Annotated in this window: 20 protein-coding genes and 1 pseudogene; 11 read left to right on the top strand and 10 right to left on the bottom strand. The window is 71.7% G+C overall.

Annotation, left to right across the window (positions count from 1 at the left end; translation table 11 throughout):
- Nucleotides 1-97 precede the first annotated feature (97 nt).
- From IE257_RS17280 to IE257_RS17260, 5 genes are all read left to right on the top strand, one after another.
- The gene (locus IE257_RS17280) at nucleotides 98-1,003 is read left to right on the top strand and encodes a CPBP family intramembrane glutamic endopeptidase (protein ID WP_189969567.1); all 906 of its coding nucleotides are present in this window, start codon (nucleotides 98-100) and stop codon (nucleotides 1,001-1,003) included.
- Nucleotide 1,004: 1 nt separating this feature from the next.
- The gene (locus tag IE257_RS17275) at nucleotides 1,005-2,333 is read left to right on the top strand and encodes a sensor histidine kinase (protein ID WP_229920439.1); all 1,329 of its coding nucleotides are present in this window, start codon (nucleotides 1,005-1,007) and stop codon (nucleotides 2,331-2,333) included.
- Complete coding sequence (locus IE257_RS17270; RefSeq protein ID WP_189969565.1) at nucleotides 2,285-2,929, top strand: response regulator transcription factor; 645 nt, start codon at nucleotides 2,285-2,287, stop codon at nucleotides 2,927-2,929. The genes IE257_RS17275 and IE257_RS17270 overlap by 49 nt, the downstream gene beginning before the upstream one ends.
- 211 nt (nucleotides 2,930-3,140) lie before the next feature.
- Nucleotides 3,141-3,395, top strand: coding sequence for a WhiB family transcriptional regulator (locus IE257_RS17265; protein ID WP_189969563.1), 255 nt, complete (start codon nucleotides 3,141-3,143; stop codon nucleotides 3,393-3,395).
- A gap of 342 nt (nucleotides 3,396-3,737) precedes the next feature.
- Nucleotides 3,738-4,697 (top strand): MBL fold metallo-hydrolase, encoded by a 960-nt coding sequence (locus IE257_RS17260; RefSeq protein WP_189969561.1) that lies wholly within the window; start codon nucleotides 3,738-3,740, stop codon nucleotides 4,695-4,697.
- Between the two features lie 71 nt (nucleotides 4,698-4,768).
- Here the strand turns inward: IE257_RS17260 and IE257_RS17255 are convergent, their stop codons facing one another.
- Nucleotides 4,769-6,169, bottom strand: a complete 1,401-nt coding sequence (locus tag IE257_RS17255) for a hypothetical protein (RefSeq protein WP_189969559.1) — start codon at nucleotides 6,167-6,169, stop codon at nucleotides 4,769-4,771.
- A gap of 497 nt (nucleotides 6,170-6,666) precedes the next feature.
- Here IE257_RS17255 and IE257_RS17250 point away from each other — a divergent pair, with 497 nt between their 5' ends.
- On the top strand, nucleotides 6,667-7,239 hold the full coding sequence (locus IE257_RS17250) for a GNAT family N-acetyltransferase (protein WP_189969556.1): 573 nt from the start codon (nucleotides 6,667-6,669) through the stop codon (nucleotides 7,237-7,239).
- Nucleotides 7,240-7,284: 45 nt separating this feature from the next.
- Here the strand turns inward: IE257_RS17250 and IE257_RS17245 are convergent, their stop codons facing one another.
- Nucleotides 7,285-7,839 (bottom strand): flavoprotein, encoded by a 555-nt coding sequence (locus IE257_RS17245; RefSeq protein ID WP_189969554.1) that lies wholly within the window; start codon nucleotides 7,837-7,839, stop codon nucleotides 7,285-7,287.
- Between the two features lie 184 nt (nucleotides 7,840-8,023).
- Nucleotides 8,024-8,128, bottom strand: a pseudogene (locus IE257_RS17240) (ADP-ribosylation/crystallin J1); the annotation flags it as partial.
- A 20-nt stretch (nucleotides 8,129-8,148) separates the two neighbouring features.
- Here IE257_RS17240 and IE257_RS17235 point away from each other — a divergent pair.
- Nucleotides 8,149-8,733: a DUF6882 domain-containing protein gene (locus IE257_RS17235; RefSeq protein WP_189970139.1), complete on the top strand. Its 585-nt coding sequence runs from the start codon at nucleotides 8,149-8,151 to the stop codon at nucleotides 8,731-8,733.
- A 37-nt stretch (nucleotides 8,734-8,770) separates the two neighbouring features.
- On the opposite strand, the gene IE257_RS17230 is transcribed toward IE257_RS17235, so the two are convergent.
- Nucleotides 8,771-9,274, bottom strand: coding sequence for a GNAT family N-acetyltransferase (locus IE257_RS17230; protein ID WP_189969552.1), 504 nt, complete (start codon nucleotides 9,272-9,274; stop codon nucleotides 8,771-8,773).
- Nucleotides 9,275-9,405: 131 nt separating this feature from the next.
- On the opposite strand from IE257_RS17230, the gene IE257_RS17225 reads away from it, so the two are divergent.
- Nucleotides 9,406-11,577, top strand: coding sequence for a TerD family protein (locus tag IE257_RS17225; protein ID WP_189969550.1), 2,172 nt, complete (start codon nucleotides 9,406-9,408; stop codon nucleotides 11,575-11,577).
- Between the two features lie 163 nt (nucleotides 11,578-11,740).
- Here the strand turns inward: IE257_RS17225 and ligA are convergent, their stop codons facing one another.
- Nucleotides 11,741-13,822, bottom strand: coding sequence for an NAD-dependent DNA ligase LigA (gene ligA / locus IE257_RS17220; protein ID WP_189969548.1), 2,082 nt, complete (start codon nucleotides 13,820-13,822; stop codon nucleotides 11,741-11,743).
- A 270-nt stretch (nucleotides 13,823-14,092) separates the two neighbouring features.
- Complete coding sequence (locus IE257_RS17215) at nucleotides 14,093-14,851, bottom strand: TetR/AcrR family transcriptional regulator (protein ID WP_229920437.1); 759 nt, start codon at nucleotides 14,849-14,851, stop codon at nucleotides 14,093-14,095.
- 103 nt (nucleotides 14,852-14,954) lie between these two features.
- On the opposite strand from IE257_RS17215, the gene IE257_RS17210 reads away from it, so the two are divergent.
- Nucleotides 14,955-16,205, top strand: a complete 1,251-nt coding sequence (locus IE257_RS17210) for a saccharopine dehydrogenase family protein (RefSeq protein WP_189969546.1) — start codon at nucleotides 14,955-14,957, stop codon at nucleotides 16,203-16,205.
- 67 nt (nucleotides 16,206-16,272) lie between these two features.
- Here IE257_RS17210 and IE257_RS17205 read toward each other — a convergent pair whose 3' ends face one another.
- Nucleotides 16,273-16,668, bottom strand: a complete 396-nt coding sequence (locus IE257_RS17205) for an Imm7 family immunity protein (RefSeq protein ID WP_189969544.1) — start codon at nucleotides 16,666-16,668, stop codon at nucleotides 16,273-16,275.
- Between the two features lie 123 nt (nucleotides 16,669-16,791).
- Between IE257_RS17205 and IE257_RS17200 the strand changes: the two genes are divergently transcribed.
- Nucleotides 16,792-17,226, top strand: coding sequence for a hypothetical protein (locus IE257_RS17200; RefSeq protein ID WP_189969542.1), 435 nt, complete (start codon nucleotides 16,792-16,794; stop codon nucleotides 17,224-17,226).
- Nucleotides 17,227-17,922: 696 nt separating this feature from the next.
- A complete protein-coding gene (locus tag IE257_RS17195) occupies nucleotides 17,923-19,431 on the top strand; it encodes a DUF4246 domain-containing protein (RefSeq protein WP_189969540.1) in 1,509 nt (502 codons plus the stop codon).
- Nucleotides 19,432-19,536: 105 nt separating this feature from the next.
- Here the strand turns inward: IE257_RS17195 and IE257_RS17190 are convergent, their stop codons facing one another.
- The 3 genes from IE257_RS17190 to IE257_RS17180 are packed head-to-tail and all read right to left on the bottom strand — an operon-like array spanning nucleotide 19,537 to nucleotide 26,071.
- A complete protein-coding gene (locus tag IE257_RS17190) occupies nucleotides 19,537-20,592 on the bottom strand; it encodes a trypsin-like serine peptidase (protein WP_308278686.1) in 1,056 nt (351 codons plus the stop codon).
- A 19-nt stretch (nucleotides 20,593-20,611) separates the two neighbouring features.
- On the bottom strand, nucleotides 20,612-21,772 hold the full coding sequence (locus IE257_RS17185) for a trypsin-like peptidase domain-containing protein (protein WP_189969536.1): 1,161 nt from the start codon (nucleotides 21,770-21,772) through the stop codon (nucleotides 20,612-20,614).
- A 6-nt stretch (nucleotides 21,773-21,778) separates the two neighbouring features.
- Complete coding sequence (locus IE257_RS17180; protein ID WP_189969534.1) at nucleotides 21,779-26,071, bottom strand: AAA family ATPase; 4,293 nt, start codon at nucleotides 26,069-26,071, stop codon at nucleotides 21,779-21,781.
- Between the last annotated feature and the right edge of the window lie 146 nt (nucleotides 26,072-26,217).

Here is a 26,217-nt window from a genome sequence, read left to right as displayed (position 1 = left end):
GCACCCACGTGCAAGGACGGCCCCGGCCCCGACCGGCAGAGTCGAACACGGGGCGTGACCGTCGCGCCGCCAGCGATCCGCGGGGAGGCCGGGCATCATGCCGGACCACAAGCAGGGCCAGAAGCAGAAGCAGAAGCAGAAGCAGAAGCCGGAGCAGGAGCACGAGCAGGGGCAGCGGCGAGCGCAGCGCAGCGGATGGGCGGCGCAGACAGGGGTGTTCCTCGCCGTCGCCCTCGTGGCTGCGGGACTGTGCGGAGCCCTCCAGCCCGCGACCGGCATACCGCCCGAGGTGCTGCAACTGACCCAGTTCGGCCCCGTCCTCGCAGTGGCTGCCGTTGCGCTGCTGTGGCCCGGACGGATCAGGGACCGGCTCGTGGGGACCCTGCCCGCCCGCAGCAACGGACCGGCAGACCACGAGGCCCGGCTGCCCTCCGGCAACCGGGCCGCCCTCCTCCTCACCGCCGCCCTGATCACCGCACTGTCCGCCGGCGGCGCCCTCCTCACCTCCGGCTCCCTCCCCGTCACCAGCCCCCGAGCCCTCGCACACCCCCTCACCCTGCTCGTGACCGCCCAACTCGTCGGAGCCTGCGCCGAGGAGATCGGATGGCGCTGCTACCTCCAGCCACTGCTGCGCACCCGCTTCGGCCCGGTGACAGCCTCCGTCCTGGTCGGGACGGCCTGGGGCCTGTGGCACGTACCGGCCCTCACCCAGGGGCCGGCCTACGCGGCCGGATTCCTGACCGCCACCGTCGCGATGTCCGTGATCCTCGGCCTGGCCCTGGAACGCGTACGGAGCAACCGGCTGCTGCTCGCGGGCGGCTTCCACACCCTGGTCAACCTCGGCATGCTGTTCGTGACGGACGAGACGTCCCCGGCAACAGCGCCGATGGCGGTCTTCGGCGCCGCCTGCCTGGTCGCAGCACTCCCGTGGATCACCTCCGCCCGCCGGGCGGCGGCCACGCCGGATAGGATCACCGCCGCAACAGCGAACGGAACGCGCTGACATGACGGAACCACAGGTGGGCATGGCACAGGCAGACAGACGCCCTGGCATCAGCCTCAGGGGTGCCCTCGCCGACATCGGTCGCTGCCAGCTGCTCTCGCTCGCCGCGCTCGCCGTCTTCGGAGCCGGCACCCTCGTGGTCGGTGCGCTGCTCCTCCTGCCCGTCGGTATCGGCCTCCTCCTGCTCCCGCCCGCCGCAGCGGCCCTGCGCCGCACCTCCGACCGCTACCGCGGCTGGGCCGTCCGCTGGACGGGAACCGTGATCAGCCCACCGCAACCGCTCCCACCCCGTCCGACCCCACCCGAGGACACCACCGGCCGTCACCGACAGGCCCGGGCCCTCCTCGGCGACGACGGGTTCTGGCACGATCTGCGCTGGGCCTGGGCGGAGCCGTGGACAGGCGCACTGCTCGCCGCCGTGCCCCTGGCCCTCGTCGAGTACGGTCTCTTCGGCGCGGCCGTGCAACCCTTCACCTGGCGGATCCTGGGCGACGGCAACTGGTACGCCTTCATCCTCGTCGACTCCACCCCGACGATGCTCGCCGCGCTCCTGCTCGGCCTCGGATTCATCGCCGCGGGACTCAAAGCGGCCCCTGCCACCCTGCGGCTCCACGCACGCTGGAGCAGACGCCTGCTCGCCGCCCCGCACACCACCGAACTCGTCCGCCGCATCGAACACCTCGCAGGATCCCGCGCCGACATCCTCGACGTCCAGGCCGCCGAACTGCGCCGCATCGAGCGGGACCTGCACGACGGGGCACAGGCACGCCTCGTCGCCATGGGCATGACCCTCGACGAAGCCACCCGGCTCCTCGACCGCGACCCCCCGGCCGCCCGCGCACTCCTGCACGAGGTACGCGCCACCTCCCAGCGGGCTCTCCAGGACCTCCGCGAACTCGTCCACGGCGTCCTGCCCCCGATACTCGCCGACCGCGGGCTCGGCGACGCGGTCCGCTCGCTGGCCCTCGACAGCCACCTCGACGTGCACATCGAGGTGGCCCTGCCCGGCCGGCTCCCGGCCCCCGTGGAATCAGCCGGCTACTTCGCCGTCGCGGAACTCCTCGCCAACGCCGCCAAACACTCCGGCGCCCCCGAGGTCCGTATCCGCCTCAGCCACACCGCCGGCGCCCTGCGCGCCACGGTCACCGACGAAGGCCGCGGTGGCGCCGACCCCGACGGAAGCGGACTGCAAGGCGTACGCCGCCGCCTCGACCCCTTCGACGGAACCCTCGTCCTGCACAGCCCGCCGGGCGGCCCGACCACCGCGACCTTGGAGATACCGTGCGCGTCGTCCTCGCCGAAGACCTCTTCCTCCTCCGGGACGGACTGACCCGTACCCTCCAGGAACACGGATTCGAGGTGATCGCCGCTGTCGACAACGGCCCCGCCCTGCTCAAAACACTCCTCGAAGAACAACCGGACGTCGCCGTCGTCGACATCCGCCTGCCCCCCACCTTCACCGACGAGGGCCTTCAAGCCGCCCTCGAAGCACGCCGATCCCGGCCGGCGCTCCCGGTCCTCGTACTCTCCCAGTACGTCGACCAGCTCTACGCACACGAACTCCTCGCCGGAGGCCAAGGCGCCATCGGCTACCTCCTCAAGGACCGGATCACGCACACCACCCAGTTCATCGACGCGGTACGCACCGTCGCCGCAGGCGGTACGGTCATGGACCCGCAGGTCATCGCACGGCTACTGGTCCGTAGCGACGCCCGGGGCACCACCGCGCAGCTGACCCCGCGCGAACTGGACGTACTGGCCCTGATGGCCGAGGGCCGCTCCAACGCGGCCGTGGCGCAAACCCTGTTCATCAGTGAGAGCGCCGTCGCCAAACACACCGCCGCCATCTTCACCAAACTCCGGATCGAACCATCCGCGGACGACAACCGCCGGGTACTGGCCGTCCTGGCCTACCTCAAACGGTAGGCGGCGGGGAGCCGGTCCGGATCGCCCAGGTGGCCGACCGGGGCCGCAGGCCGGCCCTGCGCCGGCTTCGCCCTGCCCTCCCGGCCCCCGGGTGGGCGCCCCGCCACGGTGAGGAAGTTCCGGCAAGTCGTGGCCCAGAAGCTGAATAGGGCCGCCGGTACCGGCCAGGAGCGGGGGAAAGGGTTTGGACGAAGTGAATGGAGGCACGACGATGAACTGGCGCCAGGAGGCCGCCTGCCGGTGGGAAGATCCCGATCTCTTCTTCCCCGTGGGCTCCAGCGGCCCGGCCGTCATCCAGATCGAGGAAGCCAAGGCGGTGTGCCACCGTTGCCCGGTCATGGAGAGCTGTCTTCAGTGGGCGCTCGAGGGAGGCCAGGACCTCGGTGTGTGCGGCGGCATGAGCGAGGACGAACGACGTGTGGTCAAGCGGCGGGCGGCTCGGGCCCGCGCACGATCGGCGGACTGAGCCCGGCAGGCAGCTGCGGTGCGCCATGTTCCTGCCTGCCTGCCTGCCTGCCTGCCTGCGTGGGGCGGGGCGACCGCATGGATGCCGAGCGGGAACGGCTCCGGCTGTTCCTGCCGATCAAGGCCGACGATGTGGCAGCAGGACGAGGCACCGTGGCAGATCCGTCCGGCCCGCTCGGAGGAGGCGGTGGAGGACGTGAGGGCAGCCCGGTACGCCCGCAGGGCGTGCCACCCCGGCCCCGCGCCCGGAAAACCGCGGGCCGCCCGGGGACACGGCCCACTACGATCGGGCCCGCGCGCACCCCACCATCTCACCCACCTCGGCCGTCCCACGGAGGCACCGATGACACTGGCCCCCACGCGGACGCCCGCCCACCCCGAACGGCTGGACCGGGGACATCCGTTCCGCCAGTGGAAGACCTGGCGGATACCCGGGACCGAGCTCACCCTCACCGGGTACTCGCGCGCCAACGACAAGACGTTCTTCCACATCCCGGAGCTGCGCTGCGCGCTCGACGCCGGACTCGCGGAAGGGCGTCAGCCGGAGACCGTCTTCCTCACCCACACCCACCACGACCACTCCAAGGACCTCGACTACCTCGCGGCCCGGCCCGACGGGGTCGACATTCACCTGCCCGCCGCCGCGGCGCCGTACGTGGAGACCTTCCTGCGGGCCTCCGCCGAACTGAACCACGGCACCGCCTATGATCCGGCCCTCGCCGCGAACTGCCGCCTGCACGGCGTCCGCGGCGGCGACGAGTTCACCTTCGGGCGTCGTGGCCACCACGTACGGGTGGTGGAGTGCGTGCACAAGGTGCCCTGCGTGGGATATGCGTTCTCCGAACGCCGCAAGGCGCTGCTGCCCGAATACGAGGAACTGCGGCGCGACCTGGCCGAACAGGGCCGGGGCGGTGAGTTCGGACGCGTCCTCGCCCAGCGTCGCAAGGAGGGCGCCGAGGTCGAACAAGAGGTGCGCAGGCCGCTGTTCGCCTTCCTCGGAGACACCCACGTGAGCGTCTTCGAGGACAATCCCTGGCTCTTCGAGTACCCGGTGCTCATCACCGAGTGCACCTTTCTCGACGACGCCGAGCTGGAGCGGGCCGACCGGGTCGGACACACTGTCTGGAGCCGGCTGAAGCCCGTCGTCGAGGCCCACCCCGAGACCCTCTTCGTCCTCACCCACTTCAGCCTGCGCCACTCGGACCAGGACGTCCTCGACTTCTTCGGCGACGAGCGGCCCGGCAACGTACTGCTGTGGGCGCACCCGGACAGCCGACTGCCCGAACAGCACCAGCACGGCTGACCCGCACCGGCTCCCGGTCGTCCGGCTCCCGGTCGTCCGGCTCCCTGTCCGGCCCCCGTCCGGTCACAGCCTCACAGTCCGGCCAGCACATCACGCAACCGGCGGGCCTGTACGAGTAGTTGGGACGAACCCGGTCGCTGCGCCAGCGCCGTCACCTCGGGCAGCTCGCCGCGCGCACCCGACAGCCGCGCGCAGTCCGCCGCGACGGCCAGGAGCGCCCCGTGCACCTGCGGCCGGGTGTGGGCCAGCAGGCCCGGGAGCGTGCCGGTCAGGACCGCCCAGACCGCACCGGCGCCCTGCGGCGCGGCGGCCGCGGCCCGCAGTGACGCGATCAGGAGGGTCACCTTCAGTGTGCCCAGCCCCACGAGTTCGGTGAGCTCACGGCCGAGCAGCTCCCCGTCGAGCCTGCCCCGCGAAGCCAGCAGTACCAGCGCCCGCACGGCGGCCTCCCGGTCCTGCTCGGGGACGGAGGCGAGCCCATAGGCGACGGCCAGATGCACGGCGGGTCCGGCCGGGCCGTCGGTCGCGGCGAGCGCCTCCAGAAAGGCGGGGGCGCCGCTGCCGTCCTGGTCGGCCGCCGATGCGACGCCCGTCAGCAGCCGGGCCGCCGCCGTCTCCGGGTGCCAGGGGAGGGTCGCGACCGTATGGGCGTCCCGGCGGTCCGGGAGCGACCAGTGCGGACAGGACAGGTGCGGCTCGAACTTGCGGAACAGCGACCAGAAACGCCGGGGGAACGCGCCTCGGCCCTCGATCGCCTCGTGCCCCACCAGGATCCGGCGGCCTGTCCGTGCTCCCCGGCGCCTGCTGGGACGTTCGGGCACGCCGGCCTCACGCTCCCGCCACCACGCCGGCCGGGGCAGACCGCCCTGCCGGAGCCAGTCGGCCACGCGGACGCCCTCCGCCAGCCGCAACCCCTCGGCGGCGCGTACGGCGTCCGGATCGACCGGGCCGCCGATGCGCAGCAGTGCCTGCCCCAGGTCCGCAGGCCCGGGCCGGACGCCGAGACGCTCGTACTCCGCGAGACGCGCGACCAGGTCGTACGGCGCCACCGCACCGGTCGGCCAGCTCGGCGTGGACAGCAGGAACGGGACGGGATCACCGGCGCGCAACCGTGCGGCGACCTCGGCGGTCCGCGCCCCGGCCACGTAGTCCAGGGCCACGTGCTGGCACAGTTCGAGCCAGCCCGCCGCCCCGGCGTTCTCCCAGGACTCCGCCGCCCGGACCGGGCCCACGGAGGCGCCGACGATGCTCGCGATGCACCCCACCTGTGGGTGCGGCTTCATCCGGGACTCGCGCGGTACGGAGCCCAGCGCGGCGACGAGTGCGTCCCTGTCCCGGAAGCTGTGACTCACGACGCCGCCCAGCACACGCTCGAACGACTGCACGCCGGGATCGCGGCGGTCGGCCAGTACCGCAGCGACCTCGTCGGCGAGCGCACCCACTGTTGGTGCGGCGAATTCCCCATCGATCATGTGACGCAGGCTAGACCGCCCCACCGACAGCGCCGCCCGGGGGCCACGGGCGCGGAGCTACCGGTCCTGGGAGAGGCGCACGAGCTCGGCGAAGGAGCCGTTCAGCCGCACCAGTAGGTGGAGAGCGGCCAGTACCCGTACGACTGCGTCCGGGGGCGGAGCAGCCGGATCTGGCCGACCACGTGGCGGCGGCTCCCCAGCGGTGGCGCTGATCGCGTGCGCGTGCCGCAGCGCTCCCGGGGGCAGCAGGAAGGGAGGTCGGCCGGATCCGGCCGGTACGGGGGTCGGCCCCCGGAAATCGATTGCGGGGAGGCCGTGGATGATGCCGATGGCTCGTGCGTCGAGGTACGTGCTGCCCGGAGTCGTGTCGGCGTCCGGCCCTACCGCTGCTGACGGGCGGGCAGGGCCGGCAGGGCGGGCGGTGGGCGCGCCCGGGTGGGTGAACCGGGCGGTGGGATGCGACGACGTTGCCGTATCCGCCGTGACATGGTGGTGCCATGGTCATCAGCGTTCGTCCGGCTTCGGTCTTCGAAGACGTCCGTGCCGTCCTCGGACCGAAGTCACCCGGGGCCAACGTCTGCTGGTGCCTGAGCTACAGGATCCCGTCCGCGCTCAACAACGAGCTGCGCGGGCCGGCCCGCGGGGACTACGTGGCCGAGCTGTGCCGTGGCGAACCCCCTCCCGGGGTAATCGCCCACGACGGTGGCGAGCCGGTCGGCTGGGCCGCCGTAGCGCCGCGTGCGGATACGTCGTTCGCACGCAGCCGCACGATCCCACAGGTCGACGACCTCCCGGTCTGGTCGCTGTGGTGCGTCCGCGTACGCCCCGGCCACCGCGGCAGGGGGATCTCGCACGCCCTCATCTCCGGCGCGGTCGAATTCGCCCGTGCTCGGGGCGCACCGGTGATCGAGGCCTACCCGCTGGACAACGGTGGGGCCAAGGTCGACCTGACGATGGCGTACGCCGGGATCCGCAAGAATTTCGAGCGCGCCGGGTTCGTCCACGCCGCGGACACCACCTCGGTGCTGGCCGGTCATCCCCGGATCCTGATGCGGCTCGACCTGCGCTGACGCGGAGCGTCTCCGTCCGGAGCCTGCGTCTGTGTCCGTGCCTGTCTACGCCTGCGGGGAGGTGCGGGTGCGGACGTCGAGGGCGTTCAGGGCGGCGGGCCACGGGAAGTGGAGCGGGGCGTCGGGGTCGGCGGGGTCGGGGGAGTAGCCGGCTTCGCCGTGGAGGAGTTCGACTCCGGCGTTGCGCAGGGTGTTCAGGGAGACCTCGAACTGCGGGTGCGCGGCGAGTGCGGTGTTGGTGCAGGGCATCGCGACCACGGGCATGCGCTTTCCGGTTGCCTCGGCGGCCAGACCGATGACGAGGTTGTTGGTCAGACCGAGGGCCCAGGAGTTCATGCTGTTGAAGGTGGCGGGTGCGAAGAGGAGGGCGTCGGCTGCCGGCCATACATCGGGTTGGCCGGGGAATTTGTACTGCCAGCGGACCGGGTGGCCGGTGAGGGCGGCGAGACCGTCGAGGCTTTCGGACAGCCAGTGCGCAGCGGTGGGGGTGAGGCCGAGGCACACGTCCCAGCCGCGGGTCTGGGCGTCCTCGATGACATGGGCGATGTCGAAGACGGGCGGGGCGGCGGAACAGAGCAGGTGAAGAGTCCTCGTGGTCATGCGGCCATATGATCACATTGTTTGACCTTGATCGCGCTATCCGGAACGGCCACCTTTCCCGCGGACGTACTCGGTCGGGTACGGGCGCCGCCCGAACCGGACCGTACCGGTCTCCTCGGCCGACAGCGGCGTGGGATGCCGGCCCGCACCGCTGTCGGGCGGTGCGGGCCTCGCAGCCGTGGGGTCAGGGCCGCCGACCGCCTCGGCGGAACTCGTGGACGACCTGGATCTCACCGACGATGTGGGCGTTGAACTCGTCGAGCTCCTCGGCCGGCACCCAGAGCCGAACAGTTCAGTGACGCGTTCCTCCTGGAGGCGGAACGGCACGCGGCCTGGGGCGCCGCACAACTGGAGGCCCTGACCCGGTTCATGCCGGAGGGCCCCTGGACGGCCGACCTTCCGTCCTGCCTGTACCGGCAGGGCGGCCTGGAGCTCCGGATAGCCGTCCTCGGCACGTACGACATCAACGAGCATTCCTGGATGTGGGGGTGGGCCAACCCGGGGCTGCGCGGCAGCGAGGTCGTGGCGCTGACCGGCGCGGTCGAGCGCTACGGACGGGCCCACGGGATTCCCGAGTTCACCCGGGAGACCGAGGCGCCGGGGTACCTGGGCCTTTCCGCGGGGCCGGACACACGGGTGTACTTCCTGCCGGACGACCCGCGGGTCCCCCGGGCGGCGCTGGACACGGTCGCGCTGCCGCGGGAACTGGTCACCGGGGCGAGCCTGATCGGCCGCTCGGCCCGCCGGGTCGTCACCGGCTACCTGGAGTACCACGCGCTGCCCTGGCGGGAGGACGGGAACCGCATCCTCACCGATCTCCCGGGCGGTGGCGGGGCGGGAATCGCCTTCGACGCCGCGGGTCGCATCTCCGGGGTGCGCCTGACCATGACCTGAGCGACCCGCCACGCACGCTCGCCGAGACCGGGTCGAGTCAGGTCCGGTTCGGGGTCAGGGGCAGCCGGGCGACGCGCTGGTCGCCGGCGAGTTCGCCGGTGGGGTGGAAGCCGAGGCCGAGGTAGAAGGGCTCGGGGCTGTTCGCGCCGGTGTTCCAGCTGACGTACGCGTGGTCGACGCCGCGGGCGCGGATCTCCTCGGTCACGGCATGCACGGCGAAGCGGCCGTACCCCTTGCCCTGGTGGCCTGCGTCGATGTTGAGGCGCCAGAGCCCGCTGCGCCGGTCGTCGGGGTCGGCGGCCGGGTCCCACACGATGTCGTGGAAGGCCATCACGAAGCCGACGACCTCGTCGCCGTCGACGATGGCACGCGGCCAGGCGGTGGCGCTGTGCACGTAGGCCTCGGCGAGGGACTTCACCACGGGGGAGACCAGGTGCGCCTGGTCGGCACGTACCTGTATCGCGCAGACCGCGTCGAAGTTGTCGGCGGTGACGGGTTCCAGGCGCAGCGCGCCCGGTGCGGGGGAGTTCAGGGCTGGCATGCCCCTCAGCGTATCCCCGGCCCCGCCCGGCCCGGCCCGGCCCCGCAAGGCCCGGCCAGGTCCCACCCGGACCAGCTTCGCACCGTGAAAACCGGGTGCGGCCGCTCGCCCCGCCCTGGGATCATCCCGGGATGGTCCACCGACTCGAATCCCTGGTCATCCGGCACGCCCACCGCATCCCCTGCCCCGCAGGACCCGTCGGGGAAGGCACAGGCGCGGCGCAGCAGTTCGACGCCGCGCTGATGTCCGTGGGCTTCAAGCTCTCGGCCGAGTTGCTCGCGCACCTGTCGGGCCTCTCCGAGGGCGCGGTCGTCGAGACCGCCGTACGGACGCTGGGCACCGTCCGGGAGATGGTCGGCGACCACGTACGGCACAACGCGTACTTCATCGACTTCCCCGCCAACGTCCCGGACACCTTCGACTTCTGGATGAGCTGCATCGCCGACGCGCTCGCCGACGACGAGACGCGCACGAGCACGCTGGACCGGCTGAGCACCGGTGTGGTGGACCTGCTCACCCTCCCGTCGTACGGCAACTACCGCCACACCTACGCAGAGATGCTGACCCACCACGACGAGCTGATCGCCGCGGCGGGAGACCGTATGACGGTCCTGCACCCGGGCGGCGCCCTCGACGACGAAATCACCGCCCTCTACCTGGCGTTGGCCGGCAGCACCACCCCTCTCGGCGAGGACGGCCTGAGCGACCTGCAGGACCTCGCCGGCCACTGCGCCGACGGGCCGCAGCCCGAGGACATCCCCGTACGGGAGAACCGGGCGGTGGTCAACCGGGCCCGGCTGATGGCGGGTGCGGGACTGCTGCTGGACACGGTCACCGATGTGCTCCGTCTGGCCTGCTCGCTCGTGGGCGGCGACGTGACCCTGCAGGAGCCGACGCGGCTGCGCACCCTGCCGCGGTCGGTACGCCGGGCGCTGCTCGCGGGCCTCGACGCGGTCGTCGCCGCGGCGCCGGCCAAGCTCGCCGACGTGCACGCGCACCGCGAGATGTGGAAGCGGCTCGGGGAGCGGCTGCACCCGCACGAGTACCCGCAGTGGCCGCACGCGGCCGATGTGTTCGCCGTCGCCCGCGGCGACAAGAAGGCGCGCTCCCTGGACAGCCGGGTCGAGGAGCTGCTCGCCCGCGGCGACACCACCGCGGCGGTCGAACTGCTCAAGGCCGCTCCCGGCAAGCTCTTCCGCTCCCTGGACCAGCTGCTGCGCGACTCCTCCACACAAGAGGAGCGCGACGTCGTCGTGGCCGCCGCCGAGCAGGTCGTCCGCGATGTCTCCGGCCGGGTCGTGCTGTCGGTGCGTCAGCACCTGCACAACCGTGAGCAGGAGACCGGCGAGCAGCGCGTGTTCGTCAACCGCCTCGGCCGGGCCTGGGTCACCGACGACACCCGCCGGCCGGTGTTCGCGCCCGAGCGCAAGCGGCTGATCGCCGCGCTCGATGCGGAGCTGCGCCGCCGGCTGCCCGCCGAGGCCCACCTGCTGATCGACCCGGACGTCCTGGACGTGGCGCTGCCGCTCAGCGGCAAGGCCACCGCGTCAGGGCTCGGTGTGCTGCCGCGCGGCTCGGTGTCGCGCATCGACGGAGAACTGCTGCGCTTCTTCGTGTACTGGAAGCAGAGCGAGCACTCCACCGACTACGACCTGTCGGCAGCGCTGCTGAACGCCGACTACTCGACCGCCTCCTGGCTGTCGTACACCAACCTGCGCGGTGTCGAGGGAGCGCACTCCGGCGACATCACGAACGCCCCCGACGGGGCATCGGAGTTCATCAACCTGCGCCTGGGCGCTGTGCGCGCCGCCTGCATCGTGCCGCAGATCAACATCTACTCCGGAGAGGGCTTCGAGGAGGTGGCGGAGTCGTTCTTCGGGTTCATGCTGCGCGAGGGCGAGCAGCAGGGACGCCCGTTCGAGCCGCGCACGGTACGCGCGAAGTCCGAGCTGCGCGGTCCCGGCCGGGTCGCCCTGCCGCTGGTCTTCCTGCGCGGTTCGGACGGCCGGTGGCGCGCCAAGTGGCTGCACCTCTACCTGAAGGGGGCTCCGTCGTCGAACAGGGTCGAGGGCAACCGGGCCACGGTCGCGACGCTGCTGCGCGGCATCGTGGAGCGCGAGCAGCTCACCGTGCGCCACCTCACCGAACTGATGACCGGCAGCACGACGACGGTCACCCTGTGGGACGGCAAGACGGTTCCGGCGGAGCCCGTCACCTACATCGGCCTGGAGCGCCCCGCCGGGCTGCACCCGCAGTCGCGGATCGTCACTCCCGAAAACCTGCGTGACCTGATCCCCGCCTGACTGTTAACGTGGCCGTGGCGAGGCCATGAAGGGGCTTCCTTCTCAAAACTCCTTGAAACTAGTCCCTTCGCTTTCCTCGCCGCCGACTTGAGGCCTTCGGCCGCCCCGCCTGAACGCGGGACGGCCGGAGGCCTTTCGCATGGCCGCCGGCCCCGCTACCCCGTCAGGCCAGGAAATCGGCGACCAGCTCGGCGAAGGCCTCCGGAGCGAGGACCTCGACGCCGAGTTCGGCCGCCTTGACCGCCTTCGAGCTCGGCTTGCCCCCGGCCGACGGTGCGGAGACCAGGATCGAGGTCTTCGGGCTGACGCTGCTGCCCGCGCGCCCGCCCGCCTTCTCGATCAGGACGTTCATGGCGTCCCGCCCCCGGCCCTCCAGGGCACCGGTCATCTTGCCGGTCACCACCACGACCTTGCCCGCGAGCGGCCCCGACTCCTTTGCCGCAGACGTGTCCTGGGGCTCGGTCATGTTGACCCCCGCCGCGGCGAGCTTGTCGATCACCGGGGCCAGCGCGGCGATCTGCTCGACGATCACCGGCGCCTTCTCCGGTCCGATGCCGTCCACCGCCTGCATCGCCAGGGCATCGGCCCCGCGGACGGCCTCCATCGTGCCGAAGTGCCGGGCGATACGGCGCGAGATGCTGCGTCCGGTCCCCAGAACGCCCAGTGCGCAGACCACCCGGTTCAGCGGCCGGGCCTTCGCCGCCTCGATCTGCTCCGCGAGCTTCGCGGCCCGCTTGGAGCTCCCGGAGGCGGTGGTGAGCTGCTCCAGGGACAGGCCGAACAGGTCGGCGACGTCCGTGACGTCACCGGCATCGACCAGGGCCTTGACGTACGTTCTGCCGAGCCCGTCGATGTCGAGCATCTCGCGCCCGGCGGCGTACTCGATGAGCGCAGGGAGGGCGCAGGCCGCGCCCTTGGCGCAGCGCCACCGCTCCTGCGTCTTGTTGATCTCCCCGCCGCAGCTCGGGCACTCCTGAGGAAGCGGTACCTCCACCGCTCCCGCCGGGCGGAGCGGCACCACGGCCGCCTGGACGCGCGGGATGATGTCGCCCGCCTTGTAGACCGTCACCGTGTCGCCCAGGTGGAGGTCCCGGCGCCGGATGTCGGCCGGGTTGTGCAGCGTGGCCCGGGTCACCGTGGACCCGTCGATCAGCACCGGGGCGAGTATCGCGGTCGGGGCGAGCACTCCGGTCCGGCCGACCTCCCACACCACGTCCTCCAGGACGGTCTGCCGTTCGACGGCAGGGAGCTTGAAGGCGACGGCGAAGTAGGGGAAGCGATTGCCCAGGCCCGCCGCCTCCTGCTCGGCCGCGTCGTTGACCTTGATGACGACCCCGTCGATCCCGAACGGCAGCCCGGGGCGCAGAGCGGCGATCTCGTCCACCCGCTGCTGGGCCTCGGCGAGTGTGGCGACCACGTGCAGCCCGGCCGGGGTGTCCGCGGTCGTCCGTACGCCCGCCCGCGCGACCGCGGCCAGCACCTCGGCGTGCGTGGCTCCGGCGGGCAGGAACGCTTCCCCGTCCAGTTCGACCGCGCCGTACGTCCGACACGTCATCATCAGCCGGTACGGGCGGTCCTTCGCCCTCAGCGTGCCGGCCGTGCCGTTGCGGGGGTTGGCGAAGACCTGCGCGCCGTGTGCGGTGCGGACCTCGTTCGCCGCCTCGAACTGCTCCTGGGTGAACAGCACCTCGCCGCGCACCTCGAAGGTGGCCGCCACCGGCAGTTGCTCGGGCAGGCCCTCGATCTGCCCGATGACGTGGCTGACGTCCTCACCGCTGCTGCCGTCGCCCCGGGTGATGATCTGCACCAGCCGCCCGGCCTGGTAGCGGGCCGCCACGGCCGCGCCGTCCAGCTTCGGCTCGACGGTGAACCCGCCGACCGGCTCATGGCCCAGCCGGCGCTGCAGGGACTCGCCCCACGCCACCAGGCCGTCGGCGTTGAACACGTTGTCCAGGCTGAGCAGCCGGGTGGTGTGCGCGATGTCCCCGACCGGGGCCGCGCCGTCACCGACCTGCCCGGTGGGGGAGTCGGCGACGACCTCGTCGGGGTGCTCCGTCTCCCATGCCAGCACGGCGAGCCGCAGCTGGTCGTACGTCGCATCGTCCATCGCGCTGTCGCCGTCGGCGTAGTACGCCCCCGAGGCCGCGCGCAGGCGCTCGAGCGCGGCCTCGTAGTCGGAGCGGCCGGACAGGACGGGGAGGCCGGGCATGCTGGACAGCGCCTGAACGGCGGAAAGGTTCGTCATGTCAGTGATCCTCTCGCGAGGCACTGACAATCGGGCCGGGCACCGCGCACACCTCCCGCCCGCCCGAGGTCGTACGGTCCGCGGGCCCCTCGTCCGCGGTCGGGCGCTCGGCCCAGAACGCCCCCGGACGCCGCGCGCCGGGCGAGCATCACCGGCACGAGGACGTTCTGCAGTCGCGCCGCGGCCTGCGTGTCCCGGACGCACGGCGCCGCCCTCATCACGATCACCAGCACGGTGAGCGACTGGCGGACCAGCGTGTTCGCGGTCGGATCAGCGGCGCCGGCCCGTGCCCCCGCCGCCGGCACCCGCCGTGCCGCCGGAGCCCCCGGCCGCGTCCGCCAGCTGCCGCTCGGCGGTGTCCAGCAGCATCTCCAGCGCGACCGGGTACGCGCTGTGCGGCATCCGGGCGGCGAGCAGCCCGGCCGTGGCCGCGATGTTCGGGTACGCGTCGGCCGGCAGCCGGGCGTACGTCGACTCCCACCGCTCCTCGTCCGACTCGCGCGCCTTGTCGGTCAGTGCGAGGGAGCCCGCGTCGAGCGCGGCGAAGGCCAGGGCCTGGTCGATGTAGGCGTGGTAGATCCGCACCGCGTCCGCATCGGGGAACCCCGCGCCGCGCAGGCTGCCGAGGATCGCCTCGTCGGTCGCGATCTCCCGCGGCCGGCCGGTCACCCGGCTCGCGGTCAGCAGTGCGGCCTGGGGGTGGGCGAGGTAGGCGCCGTGAATGCGGAGCCCGAGCGAGCGGAGGTCGTCGCGCCACCGCCCGGTGGGGGCCCAACCCGCGAGCGCCCGCCCGATCAGCTCCTCGCCGATGGCCAGGGTCAGTCCGTCCATGCCGTCGAAGTACCGGTACAGGGTGCTGGGGTCCGCCCCCAGAGCGGCGCCCAGTCGCCGGGCGGACAGGCCCGCACTCCCGTGCTCGCGCACCATCCGCAGGGCCGTCTCGACGATCAGCCGCTCGGAGAGCACCGTCCCCTGCCGGGTCGGGCGCCGCCGCCTGCGGGCCTCCTCCGGAACCACGTCCTTCGCCATCGCCCGACCTCCCATCCTTATGCCAACAGCATTGACCTTAACTCGGGACGGCGGGTTGCATCAGCCCCCTGAGGCGCACGCCTCACAGAGAAAGGACCTCGCCATGCGTGTTCTGCTTGTGGGAGCCGGCGGTGTCGGGAGCGCGATCACCAAGATCGCCGCCCGCCGCGACTTCTTCGACCACTTCGTCGTCGCCGACTACGACCCGGCCCGCGCCGAGGCCGCCGTCGCGGCCCTCCGCGGCGAGGAGCAGCGCTTCAGCGCCTGCCGCATCGACGCCTCCGACGAAGCGGCCGTCACGAGCCTGCTCGCCGAGCGCGGCTGCGACGTCCTGATGAACGCCACCGACCCGCGGTTCGTGATGCCGCTGTTCAACGCCGCACTGGCGGCGGGCAGCCACTACGTCGACATGGCCATGTCCCTCTCCCGCCCGCACGCCGACCACCCGCACCGCGAATGCGGGGTGAAGCTCGGTGACGAGCAGTTCGAACGGGCCGAGGAATGGGAGAAGTCGGGCCGTCTCGCCCTCGTCGGCATGGGCGTCGAGCCCGGCCTCTCGGACGTCTTCGCCCGCTACGCGGCGGACCGGCTCTTCGACGAGATCGAGGAGATCGGCATCCGCGACGGCGCCGACCTGACCGTCGAGGGCTATGACTTCGCCCCCTCCTTCAACATCTGGACCACGATCGAGGAGTGCCTCAACCCACCCGTGGTCTACGAGCGCGAGCGCGGCTGGTTCACCACCGAGCCCTTCAGCGAGCCGGAGGTCTTCGACTTCCCCGAGGGCATCGGCCCCGTCGAGTGCGTCAACGTCGAACACGAGGAAGTCCTGTTGATCCCGCGCTGGGTCGGGGCACGCCGGGTCACCTTCAAGTACGGCCTCGGCGACGACTTCATCGGCAAGCTCAAGACCCTGCACGCCCTGGGCCTGGACTCCACCGACCGGGTCGCGGTCCGAGGCGAGGACGGCAGCGAGGTCCGCATCTCGCCCCGCGACGTGGTCGCCGCCTGCCTGCCCGACCCGGCGACGCTCGGGGACCGCATGACCGGCAAGACCTGCGCCGGCACCTGGGTCAAGGGCACCAAGGACGGCCTGCCCCGCGAGGTCTACCTCTACCACGTGGTCGACAACCAGTGGTCGATGGCCGAGTACGGCTCCCAGGCCGTCGTCTGGCAGACCGCCGTCAACCCGGTGGTGGCCCTCGAACTCCTCGCCACCGGCGTGTGGGCGCAGTCCGGCGTCCTGGGCCCCGAGGCACTGCCGCCGCAGCCCTTCCTCGACCTGCTCACCGCGTACGGTTCCCCGTGGGGCATGCGCGAACAGGGCAACGGGGCCGGGGCCGCGGGCCGCTGACCACCGGGCGCTCCGCAGGGGCGGCAACACGGCGTGCACGCCGTCCCTCAGGCCGCCGGTGCGTCCGTCATCCCTCGTAGGGGTCCTCCAGTACGGGGATGCACGGCGACATCGCCGACTCGGTGTGCCGGGTGACGATCCCGCGGACCATCCGAAGCACCCGGACCTCGTTCTCGTGCCCGGGATCCTCGTCGTCGCGCACGTGAAGCAGCCCGTACGAGCCGGGGGCGATCTCGCCGACGTGCCGGAACAGGTCGAGGACCTCGGCAGAGGAGTGGGCGTGGTTGGCGAAGCCCCCGATGTGCACGAAGGCCTCACCGTTCATCCACCGGAGGTCGAGCAGACAGGGACTGGCGATCCCGTCGATGCGGCGCCGAAGCCCCTCGACGATCTCCGCCAGCCGGTCGGGATCGTCGTCCATGGCACTTTCATGAACCGTGATCCACCCGTGGTACTCAAACATGCCGCGACCCTATCGAGCTGCGCCGCCACGGCCGACGGGCCGCCCGCCCGGGGGCGACGCCCGTTTGACATGGTCCGAGGACGTGCCAGGGTGGTAGGTGGGGTCGATGTTGGGAGGTTCCGCATGGCTTCCTGTTCGGCATGGGGTTCCGTAGCGAGGCAACTTCCGCTGAGGCTGACGGCCGGGACGTTCTTTCTGAACTCCGCTCTGTCGAAGGTCCGCGCGGACGAGGCGACCGCTGAGGGGCTGCAGCAATTCGCCGCCACTACCTACCCGTTCCTGGGCAAGCAAGACGCCCAGAAATTCGTCCGGTTGCTCTCCGCCGGCGAGTTCGCCATCGCCGCTGCGCTGCTCGTGCCGGTCGTCCCTGCCGCTGTCGCCGGAGCTGCACTGACCGCCTTCTCCGTCGGCACGCTGGGGCTCTACCTGCGTACGCCGGGGATGCGGGAAGAGGGCAGCCTGCGTCCCACAGAGCAGGGGATCGCGCTGGCCAAGGACGTTTGGCTGCTGGGCATCGGGGTCTCCCTCATCGCGGACGGTGTGAACGGACACCACTGATGATGTTGGTGGTGGTGCTGCTCGACACCCGGTGCCGAGCAGCACCACCGCGAAGGCTGTTGTGCGGAGCCCGTCGCAGAGACGGTGAAGTCCCGCGGGGTTTGGGGGCCCGGCCTTGAGCCAGGCCGGACGGCGTCAGCGCCGGGACGCTCCGAGGGTCTGGTCGGCCGTCTCGAAGCGGTGCTCCGTCGGCTTCAGCTCTTCGTAGAGGTAGCCCCTCGTGGTGCTCCCACAGTGGGCCGCGCCCCTCGTTGCAGGGGACGCTACTGGGCCCCCGGCCGGTGCCCGCGGGCGGGTCGGCAGGGCAGGTGAGATTACGCATCGGCTCCGCCCAGGTGCCCGCTCAGGGGAGAGCAGCGAGCTCGCGGCTCAGTACCTGGAGGTCACCTCGCGCAGACGGTCCGGCAGACCGAAGAGGGGGAAGAGGCGGTCGGTATCACGGTGAGCCGCGATACCGCTGATCCGGTCGCCGCGGAACTCGACGAATCGGCCCGGACCCACTGCTGGGCACTTCCCGCGGACCGCCCGACAGCGCACAACCCGGCTTGGAGGCGTTGCAGCGCCGAACCGGACACCTCGTGACGACGTCGAACCCCGGCTCCCGGACCGGCGGGGCAGGGACCACGGCGGCGGTGTCAGTCTGCTGAAGTATCCTTCCCGCCACCACACACCGACCGACTGCAAGGACCAAGAGAATTGACCGGCCTGTCTGCCTTCCCGCTGCCCTTTCATGCTTCCCGTTCCATATCGTTCGCGACACCCCGAACGCTGCGGGAACTTCAGATGATGCAGTGCAGCGCGCTCATTCGGGCGAAGCCCGGTTGGTTCGACAAGATGAACGATGCCGAAATCGTCGCCAGGTGGACGCAAGAAGCGGTTGCCCAGGGCCTCACTGAAGCGCAGGTTCGCTACGTGCTTGCCGAACTTCAGCATTACGCCGCGTTGCGCGACGGACGAACGGGCATCGAGGTATCCGCCGTCGACGGTGTGTGGCACTCGGACGCGCTGGTCGACGACAAGCTCAGGTCCCGGTTGCGCGAGGCGGTCCGGGTTCTGGAAGAGGTCCCCGCAGCAGAACAGGACTGGCATCCCGGATCCGACGACCAGGTACTGGATCTGGTTCATCCCTCACTGTTCTGCCTGGTCAGAGAAGTGAGCGGCGCGCCCGAGAGGGCTTGGCGGAACCCGACCAACCGCTACTCGAAGTACGAGTTCTCGGAGAAGTTCCAATGGCTTCCCACGGACGTCGACGTCAATGACAACGGCGATGTCGCCTTCCGTTCGTACGTCAACAACGTCCACCCCGAGACTCATCACGAGCTGGCTTCCGTGCTGCCGGACCTGTTCGCCCGCTTCCGCCCGCTGCTGGAGAACGTGCTCACCGATCTGCGTCATCCGCGACCCCCGCGGATCGAGGTCGATCCTTACGGCTGGTACGACTCGAAGCCGAAGTATCCGAGCAAGACCTCCTACAGCGATGACGGTGCCTACGCAGAAGCCCTCCGGGCGTGGGGAGAGGCCCACGACCACTGGTGGGAAAACCGCCGCCCGGTCATTCCGGACGCCCCGGTCTTCACCCCGCCCGAGTTGCCCGAAGAGTCTGCCCGGGTCGACCTGCGCGGCCGCCGCCTTCAGGTGATCGTCAAGCTCGCCACCGTTCATCTCACCCCGGACAAGCCCGAGTACGCAGGCGGCTCCTGGCATGTCGAGGGGATGTTGAACGAGCGGATCGTCTCGACCGGCATCTACTACTGGGACAGCGAGAACATCACCGAGAGCCGGCTGGGATTCCGGGCGGCACTCGACGACCCGGACTACGAACAGAACGACGACGACGGTCTGCGTGAGGTCTATGGCCTGGAGGACGAAGACGCACTGAATCAGATGCTGGGATCGACATCGACGTCGGCGGGACGGTGCCTGGCGTTCCCGAACGTCCTGCAACACCGCGTCGACTCATTCCGCCTCACGGATCCCACCCGCCCGGGGCACCGCAAAATTCTTGCGTTCTTCCTGGTCGACCCGTCGGAAAGCATCGTCTCGACTTCCGATGTGCCGCCGCAGCAACCGTGGTCCGACGCCTCGACCATGACGCTTGAACAGGCCAAGAGCTACCGCGAAGAACTCATGCAGGAACGCAAGTTCTTCGTCGACGAACACAACGAGCAGCTCTACGAACGGGAATTCTCCCTCTGCGAGCACTGAGCCACGCCTGCGGACGAATGGTGCCGATGCGGCGGGCTCGGGCTCCAAGGCCGCCGCATCGGGCGTAGCCGGTGACGACCGCATCACGGGGGGTCCCACCGCCCGCTACACCCAGTTGACCTCCGCCCGCGCCAGCAGGGGGTCGTCGGTCAGCTGGAACAGCGGCACCGCGAAGTTGCCGGAGCGGAACCTGCCGCCGAAGTGCAGGCCGAGCACCCGGTGGTCGGCGAGGTCGAAGACCGGCGAACCGCTGTTGCCACCGAGGGTCGAGCAGTCGTGCGTCATCGTCGAACCGGCTCCGTCCGGGACCAGTCCCGTCGCCGTGCCCGGCTGGAGCCGCTTCACGTTGTAGATGTCCATGAAGATCCGGCTCATGGCCTCCGGCTCGTTGCGGCGGCCGTCCGCCGCCGGATAGCCGACCACGTACACGGGACGCCCCGCCAGTTCCGCCGGAGCGTCGCCCGCGACCGCGAGCGGCGTGGGCAGCACGCCACCGCCGCGCGTCGAGGGGGAGACCCGCAGCAGTGCCATGTCGACGTCCGGGTGGATGCCGATCACCTCGGTGACGTCGAACTCGAACGAGTCGTCGTCGGCCGCCGCGCCGAGCTCCTCGGCGGTGTCGACGCGGGCGCCCATGCCATGGCGGAAGGTGAACCCGCCCTCCCCGTCCGCGCGCGTGAACTCGGCGGCGACGTGCCGGTTGGTCATCACGGCGAACGGTGAGACCAGGAAGCCCGTGCCCAGCCAGTCCAGTTCCGCGAGCCCCGTGACCTCCACCCGGCCGACCCGGGCGATCGACTCGCGTATGCCCGGCCGCAGGCCCTCCAGCAGCGCCCAGTCGCCCGGGGGCGAGGCGAAGTCCTGGCCCTGGACGAGGATCGCCGGGCGGCCCTCGAGCAGGACGATCGCCTCCACCCCGAAGTCCTCGTCCTCGTCCACGTCCCCGCCGCGGCCGGCCGCCAGCTTCTCCAGCCCGCGCACCCCTGCCTCCAGCACCCCCGCCCGTTCCTTCAGCGCGGCGCGTCCGATCCGCCCCGCCGTCTCCTCCCGGGGCGCGAGCTCCTCGGTGGACTCGGTGATCTCCGCCTCCAGCCCCTTGCGTACGCGTGCGGCGACCTCCAGCAGGTCCTCCTTGAAGACCTGCTCGGGTCCCGTTGCCACCGGTGATCCGCCACGCATCTCACACCTCCAGTGCCTGTCCCTGCCGCGCCAGCGACGACTGGGCCGCAGCGATCTCCTCGTGAACCTGCGCGCTGTGCTCGCGCAGGTGCTCCATGACGGCGCTCAGCTGCGTGCCCACGTTCACGAAGGCCGTGCTCTTGCCCTGGAAACTGACGTCGGACACCCGGCGCGTGCCGCGATGCAGCGCCACGACGGTCCAGTCGTCGGTCAGCACCGGCGACCCGGAGGAACCGCCCCGGGTGTCGGTGAAGTACCGCACGTCCCGGTCGTCCGCGTCGAAGGCGAGGTTGTTGCGCAGGGCGATCCGCTTCGGCTCGCCCCCCGGGTGCTGGATGATGTTGACCGGCACCGGCGTGTCCTTGGGCACCGCAAGTGCCTGCGTGGCGACGCGGAGGAAGGGCCGGGGCCGCGCTTCGGCCAGCCGTAGCACCGCGTAGTCCAGTTCCTCGTCCCAGGCCGCCAGTTCGCTCGCCGCGGCATCCTCGGCCGTCGGGTCGTCCTCGCTGACGTAGTCGAAGCGGCAGCGCGCCCCCTGTGCCTGGAGCCGCAGGTCCGTCGGGTCCGCCAACTGCTGCTCGCCCGCGCTGCGCTTGCGGGCGTTGATCACGTGGTGGTTCGTGACCAGCAGGCCGGGGGCGATGAGCCAGCCGGTCCCGGTGTGCGGCAGGGCCACCGGCTGGAGCAGCGCGCCGCCCTGGTACGGCAGCACCTTGACGCGCGCGACCGACGCACCGGCCAGTGCGCCGCCGCCGAGGAACTCGAAGGGGACCGTGTCGTCCCGGAAGACGATCTCTTCCTTGGTCTCTCCGGTGGGTACGTCGGATGCCACGTCGGGCTCTCCGGCCGCGTCGCGCGACACCCGGTCCAGGGCTTTCAGGAACACGTCGCGGGCGGCGGCATCGGTGAGCTGGTCGGCGGCGTTCGCGAGCCACCGGGCGAGCGGCACACTGCCGTCGATCAGCCGTTCCACGCGGTTCATCTCATTGAGGTCCGACTGCACCTGCGGGCCGGGCGCCGCGAGGAGCGGCAGCGAACCGCGGTACTTCGGGAGGACGCCCGCGAACAGAAGGGGACGCCGGGCCGGATCGGCGAGGTCCGATTCCACCGCGGTGTCGCGCAGCCGTACGACGTCGTCCTGGGACAGATACGGGTCGCTCATGGTCGATCAGGCCGCTCTGTGGCCGTTCCCTTCGACGGGGGTGGGGGAGCCTCCTGCCGGACCTGCCGCGGCCCGGTATCCGGCGGCCGGGTCGCCGTCGGCCGGGCCCTGTGCCAGGTGCCGCTCGGCGGCACGGGTGGCCGACCCGGCGCCGGCGGGGGCGCCCGAGGCCATCGCCGCCGCCACCCCCGAGGCGAGCTCGCCACTGCGGTCGTCGAGGTGCAGCAGGGCCCCGGCCAGCCGGTCGAGCGTGCCGCGCGCCCGGGCGGTGCGCAACATGCCCAGCACCCCGGTGTGCGTACTGCCGGAGGAGTACGCCCCGTCCGACGGGCCGGCGGCGTCCTTCAGCAGGCCCAGCAGCGGGCCGCGCAGCTCGGGGCGGCTGGCCACCACGCGCTCGATGGCCTGGGCGAGGTACTCCAGGACCGCCTCCTCGGTCTCCGGGAGGCCCACCACGTGCAGGGTGCGTTCCAGGACCCCGGGATGGTCGCGGGCGACCGCGGCGGCCGCGGCCCGCACCAGCGCGGGCCGGCGGGCCAGTTCGGCGTTCGGCAGCTGCCGCAGCCGCCCGGCGAGCCTGCCGTCGATCTCTCGGTTGTGCGCCTCGGTGCCCGCCGCCAGCCGTGCCCGGCTCAGCAGGGCGCCCAGCGACTCGAAGTCCCTTCCCAGGCTCGTGGCGGCCTCCTCGGCCTCGGCGAGGTCTTCGTCCGCCTCGCTCACGTCGCCGTCCGCCTCCGCGAGCCGGGCCGACAGCAGCAGCAGTTCCAGCCGCAGCTCGGGGAAGCCGGCCGCGTCGGCGCCCTGTACGGCGGCTTCGGCGGCCGCCCTCGCCTCCGGCCGTCGGCCCAGCCGGTCCAGGGTCTCCACCCACAAGGGGTGCAGAGGACTGCCCGCGGTCCACGGCTGCCGCTCCTCGAGCCGGACGGCGGCCGCATCGGTGTATCCCTGGGACAGCAGACCCTCCACCTCGCGGGCCGCGATGCGCTCCCAGTCCTCCTGGTCCGCCTCCGCCATGACCTCGTCCGGCGTGTGGCCGCCGAGGCGTCCCGAGAGGTAGGCGGCGGACCGTCCCGCCATGTCCTCCTCGGCCCCGGCGAGCAACCGCTCGACGCCCGGCACCCAGCGCAGCTCCACTTCGCGGGGGCTCTCGTTCAGCCGCAGCCGGTGGTAGATCTCCTCCGCCCGCGCCTCGAGACCGTCCTGGGCCGCGTAGTACGCGATCGCCAGCCACCCCACCGCGCGCATCTGGTCCGTACGGGCCCGGTCGGCCAGCCGTAGCATGATCGCCCGCAGGTCGGACCGGTGGCACACGGTCCCCGGACCTGCGGACTCCACCAGATCGAGCCGGGACAGCAGCTCGAAGAGGCGCTCGGCCTCCTCGTCGGATTCCACCACGAGCCCGCACGGCGCGGCGAGGACCTCTCTGATCAGCCGGGGAGTGATGGCCCGCAGCCCCAGTCCCGCCTGGGCCAGCGCGCGGACCTCCGGGTCGCGGATGCGGCCCAGGAGGCGCTCGTACAGGGTCCCCTGGATGAGCATCTGGTCGACCGTGCGGAAGAAGTGCCGGCGGCGCCTCGGCAGGCTCTCGATCAGCGCGTTCAGGGACTGTGCCCCGTCGTCGTCGGTGGCGCCGTCGCCCCCGCCGCCGCTCCTGTCGCTTTCGGCCGCCTGCACGGCCGCCCGCGCGGCCAGCTTCAGGCTCAGCGGGTGCCCGCCCACGCGCTCGGCGAGCTTCTCGGCCAGCCGCTCGTCCGCGACGCCGCAGGACACCAGCAGGGCCACCGCGGACTCGTGGTCGAGGTCGCGCAGCTCGATGGCCAGCGGCTGCACCGCCCGGGCCGGATGCCTCTCGAGCAGCCGCCCGGCCACGACGGTCCGCAGCCGTGGATGGACCTTCTGGAGCCCCGACCAGACGCCCCACATGCGGCCCAGCTCGGGGGAGCCGCTGTACTGGGCCTCCTCGAAGGAGTCGATCACCAGTACCAAGGGCGGCTGCTCCGCCGCGGGCACGCCCACGGCGGCGACGACGAGGGTCGCGAGCTGTGCCGCCAGGACTCCCTCGCGGGCGGCGGCCACCGCGTGCAGCCCCGACATGGAGAGCCGTCCCATCGTGGCCCGGGTGGTGGAGAGTCCGTAGAGCTCGTCCACCGTGTCCTCCGCGGTGCGGTGCACGCCCGCCGCCCCCTCGCATTCGTGGGCCAGTGCGTCGAAGGCGGCGCGTTGCTGCGGGTACTGGATGCCGAGCTGCCGGGCCATCTCCGCGATCAGCGTCGCCGGTTCGTGGACCGACAGCGTGGGCCGTTCGAAGTCGATGTAGGCGAAGGGGAATCCGGTGGGGTAGTCGTGGAGGCTCTCCAGGAGGAACTTCGCGAGCAGGGTGCTCTTGCCGACACCGCCGAGCCCGTGGATGAGCACGGGCCGTTCCGTCTCGCCCGCCCGGGACACCTCGCTGCGGATCTGCCGCAGCCGCTCCGGCAGCGTGCCGGTGGGCAGTCCGATGTACGCGCGCAGTTGGGCGAGTTCGTCGGCGCGCCCCTGGATGGGGCTCTGCACGAAACGCTCCAGCGGTTGCAGCAGCCGCGCCCGCTCCAGCAGCCCCTGGACCGCGGTGGTCTCGGGCAGGCCGGTGACGCCGGGAATCTGGGCGAGCCACAGGACGGCCTGGAGCGTGTGCGGCAGCTCGTTCGCATCCTGCCGGGTGAGGTCCGGGGGGTCGCCCCCGAGGTAGGCCAGGACGGTCTGCTCGGGTCCGGGTCCGGGCGGGATCCGGTCCAGGTTGGCCATCAGGGCTCGGCGGGCCTGCTGAGGACCGGTGAAGCCGCGCAGCGTCGTGTCGCGGATCTCCGACTTGAGCACCCAGGTGCAGCTGTTGCGCGACCCGGCGGTCCGGCAGTCCTGGACCAGCTCCGCAGCGGCTCGCCCCGAGGGCTCGGCCTCGCCGGGCAGCCGCAGCTGCGCCGGGTCGAACAGGGTCAGCAGCGAGGCCGCTTCCCGGTAGGCACGGCGAAGGTCCGACACGGGCGCGGGGCCGGGGGAGGCTGCTGCGGCGCACAGCCGCTCGCGCAGAAGAGCACCGAAGTCCTGGCCCGGGGCCAGGGACCGGTAGAGGCGCACGGACTCCTCCGCCGCCGTGCAGAGCTTGCGCATGTAGCTGTCCGGGCCGGGGGCGTCGCCGGCCTGCAGGACGGCGGGGACGGCGGCCTCCACGAGGGCGGCCGTCCGCTGCTCGTCCGGAGGCGCGGCCGGGCCTGCCGCGGTCGGGTCTGCCGTTTCGCCCGGGGAGGCCGGTTCCGTCGCCTCTGCTTCTGCCGCAGCCGTTTCCGTACCGGCCGCTTCCGTCGCAGCCTCCGTGAAGAACTGCAGGTAGAACTGCCGCAGATCCTCCGGACCGAGCTTGCGCGCGATGTCCCGGACCTCGTTCTTGCGGATCTCGTACGGAAGCTGGCGCATGGTCGGCGAGTACCCGAGCAGTACGAGCCGGGGCGCGGCGTCCGGCCGTACGGGCCTGTGCTCGTAGATGGTCAGGGCCAGCTTGCCGATGCAGTCCCAGACGTCTGAATTGACGTCGAGCTTGTCGCACTCGTCGAGGACGAACCAGTACTGTCCGCTCGCGGCGGTGGCCTGGCTGACGATGCGGTGCAGCGCCGTTTCCATCTCCGGTAGTGGATCGTTCAATTGTGTCGGATTCAACGGCGCGAGGGCCGCGTGCGGGTCGCCGACGAACTCGGAGAGCCGGAGGATCACCTGCTCCGCGGTCGAGGCGCGGTTCAGCGTCAGCCGGACAGGGCGGAAGCGGGAGTGCAGGCCGATGTGCCGGATCAGGTGGTAGGTGTACGAGCGGCCGCTGTCCGGTTCCCCGTCCACCACCAGGACCGTCTTGTCGGGGTCCTCGATGAACTCGCGAAGCCTGTTCCTCAGGTCCGTCCGGTCGATGAACACGTCGGTACCGTTCCCGAGCACCATCGAGAGGAAATGGTCCCGGGGTGAGATGTGGAGCCGGGCGGCGTGCTCCAACTCGCACTTGAGCCGCAGGGCCTCCGCACCGGCCGGTAGCGAACTCAGCGAGTCGAGCCGTACGAGGGTCTCGAGGAGGCGGAGCTGGGTGTCGATGCCGTCGTTGCGGACGGCCTCGACCAGGGCCACGGCGTTGTCGCTGGCCACGTAGCTGAGCGGGATCCTGCCCACGAACTCCGGTGTGAATCCGAACTGCACCAGCCGGGAACGGGGTTCACCGGCAATGAAGAGGTGGTCGCGCACCCATTCGGTGACGAGGCCCCACTCGGTATCCTTGGGAGACATACCGCACCTGCACACCCGCCGAAGCGGCGCGTAATGACGGACTGCCTGATACCTGCAATGGTTTCACTCGGTCTGTCCGGCCGCAACGCGGCGCCCGGTGACCCTGTGGAGCCGGGCCGCCGCGCCAGGTGGCGGGCGGCCCGCGC

It is taken from the genome of Streptomyces avidinii, assembly GCF_014650695.1.
Lineage (GTDB): Bacteria > Actinomycetota > Actinomycetes > Streptomycetales > Streptomycetaceae > Streptomyces > Streptomyces avidinii.
The sequence above is the reverse complement of the archived record's forward strand: the minus strand, read 5'-3'. Positions and strand labels throughout refer to the sequence as shown.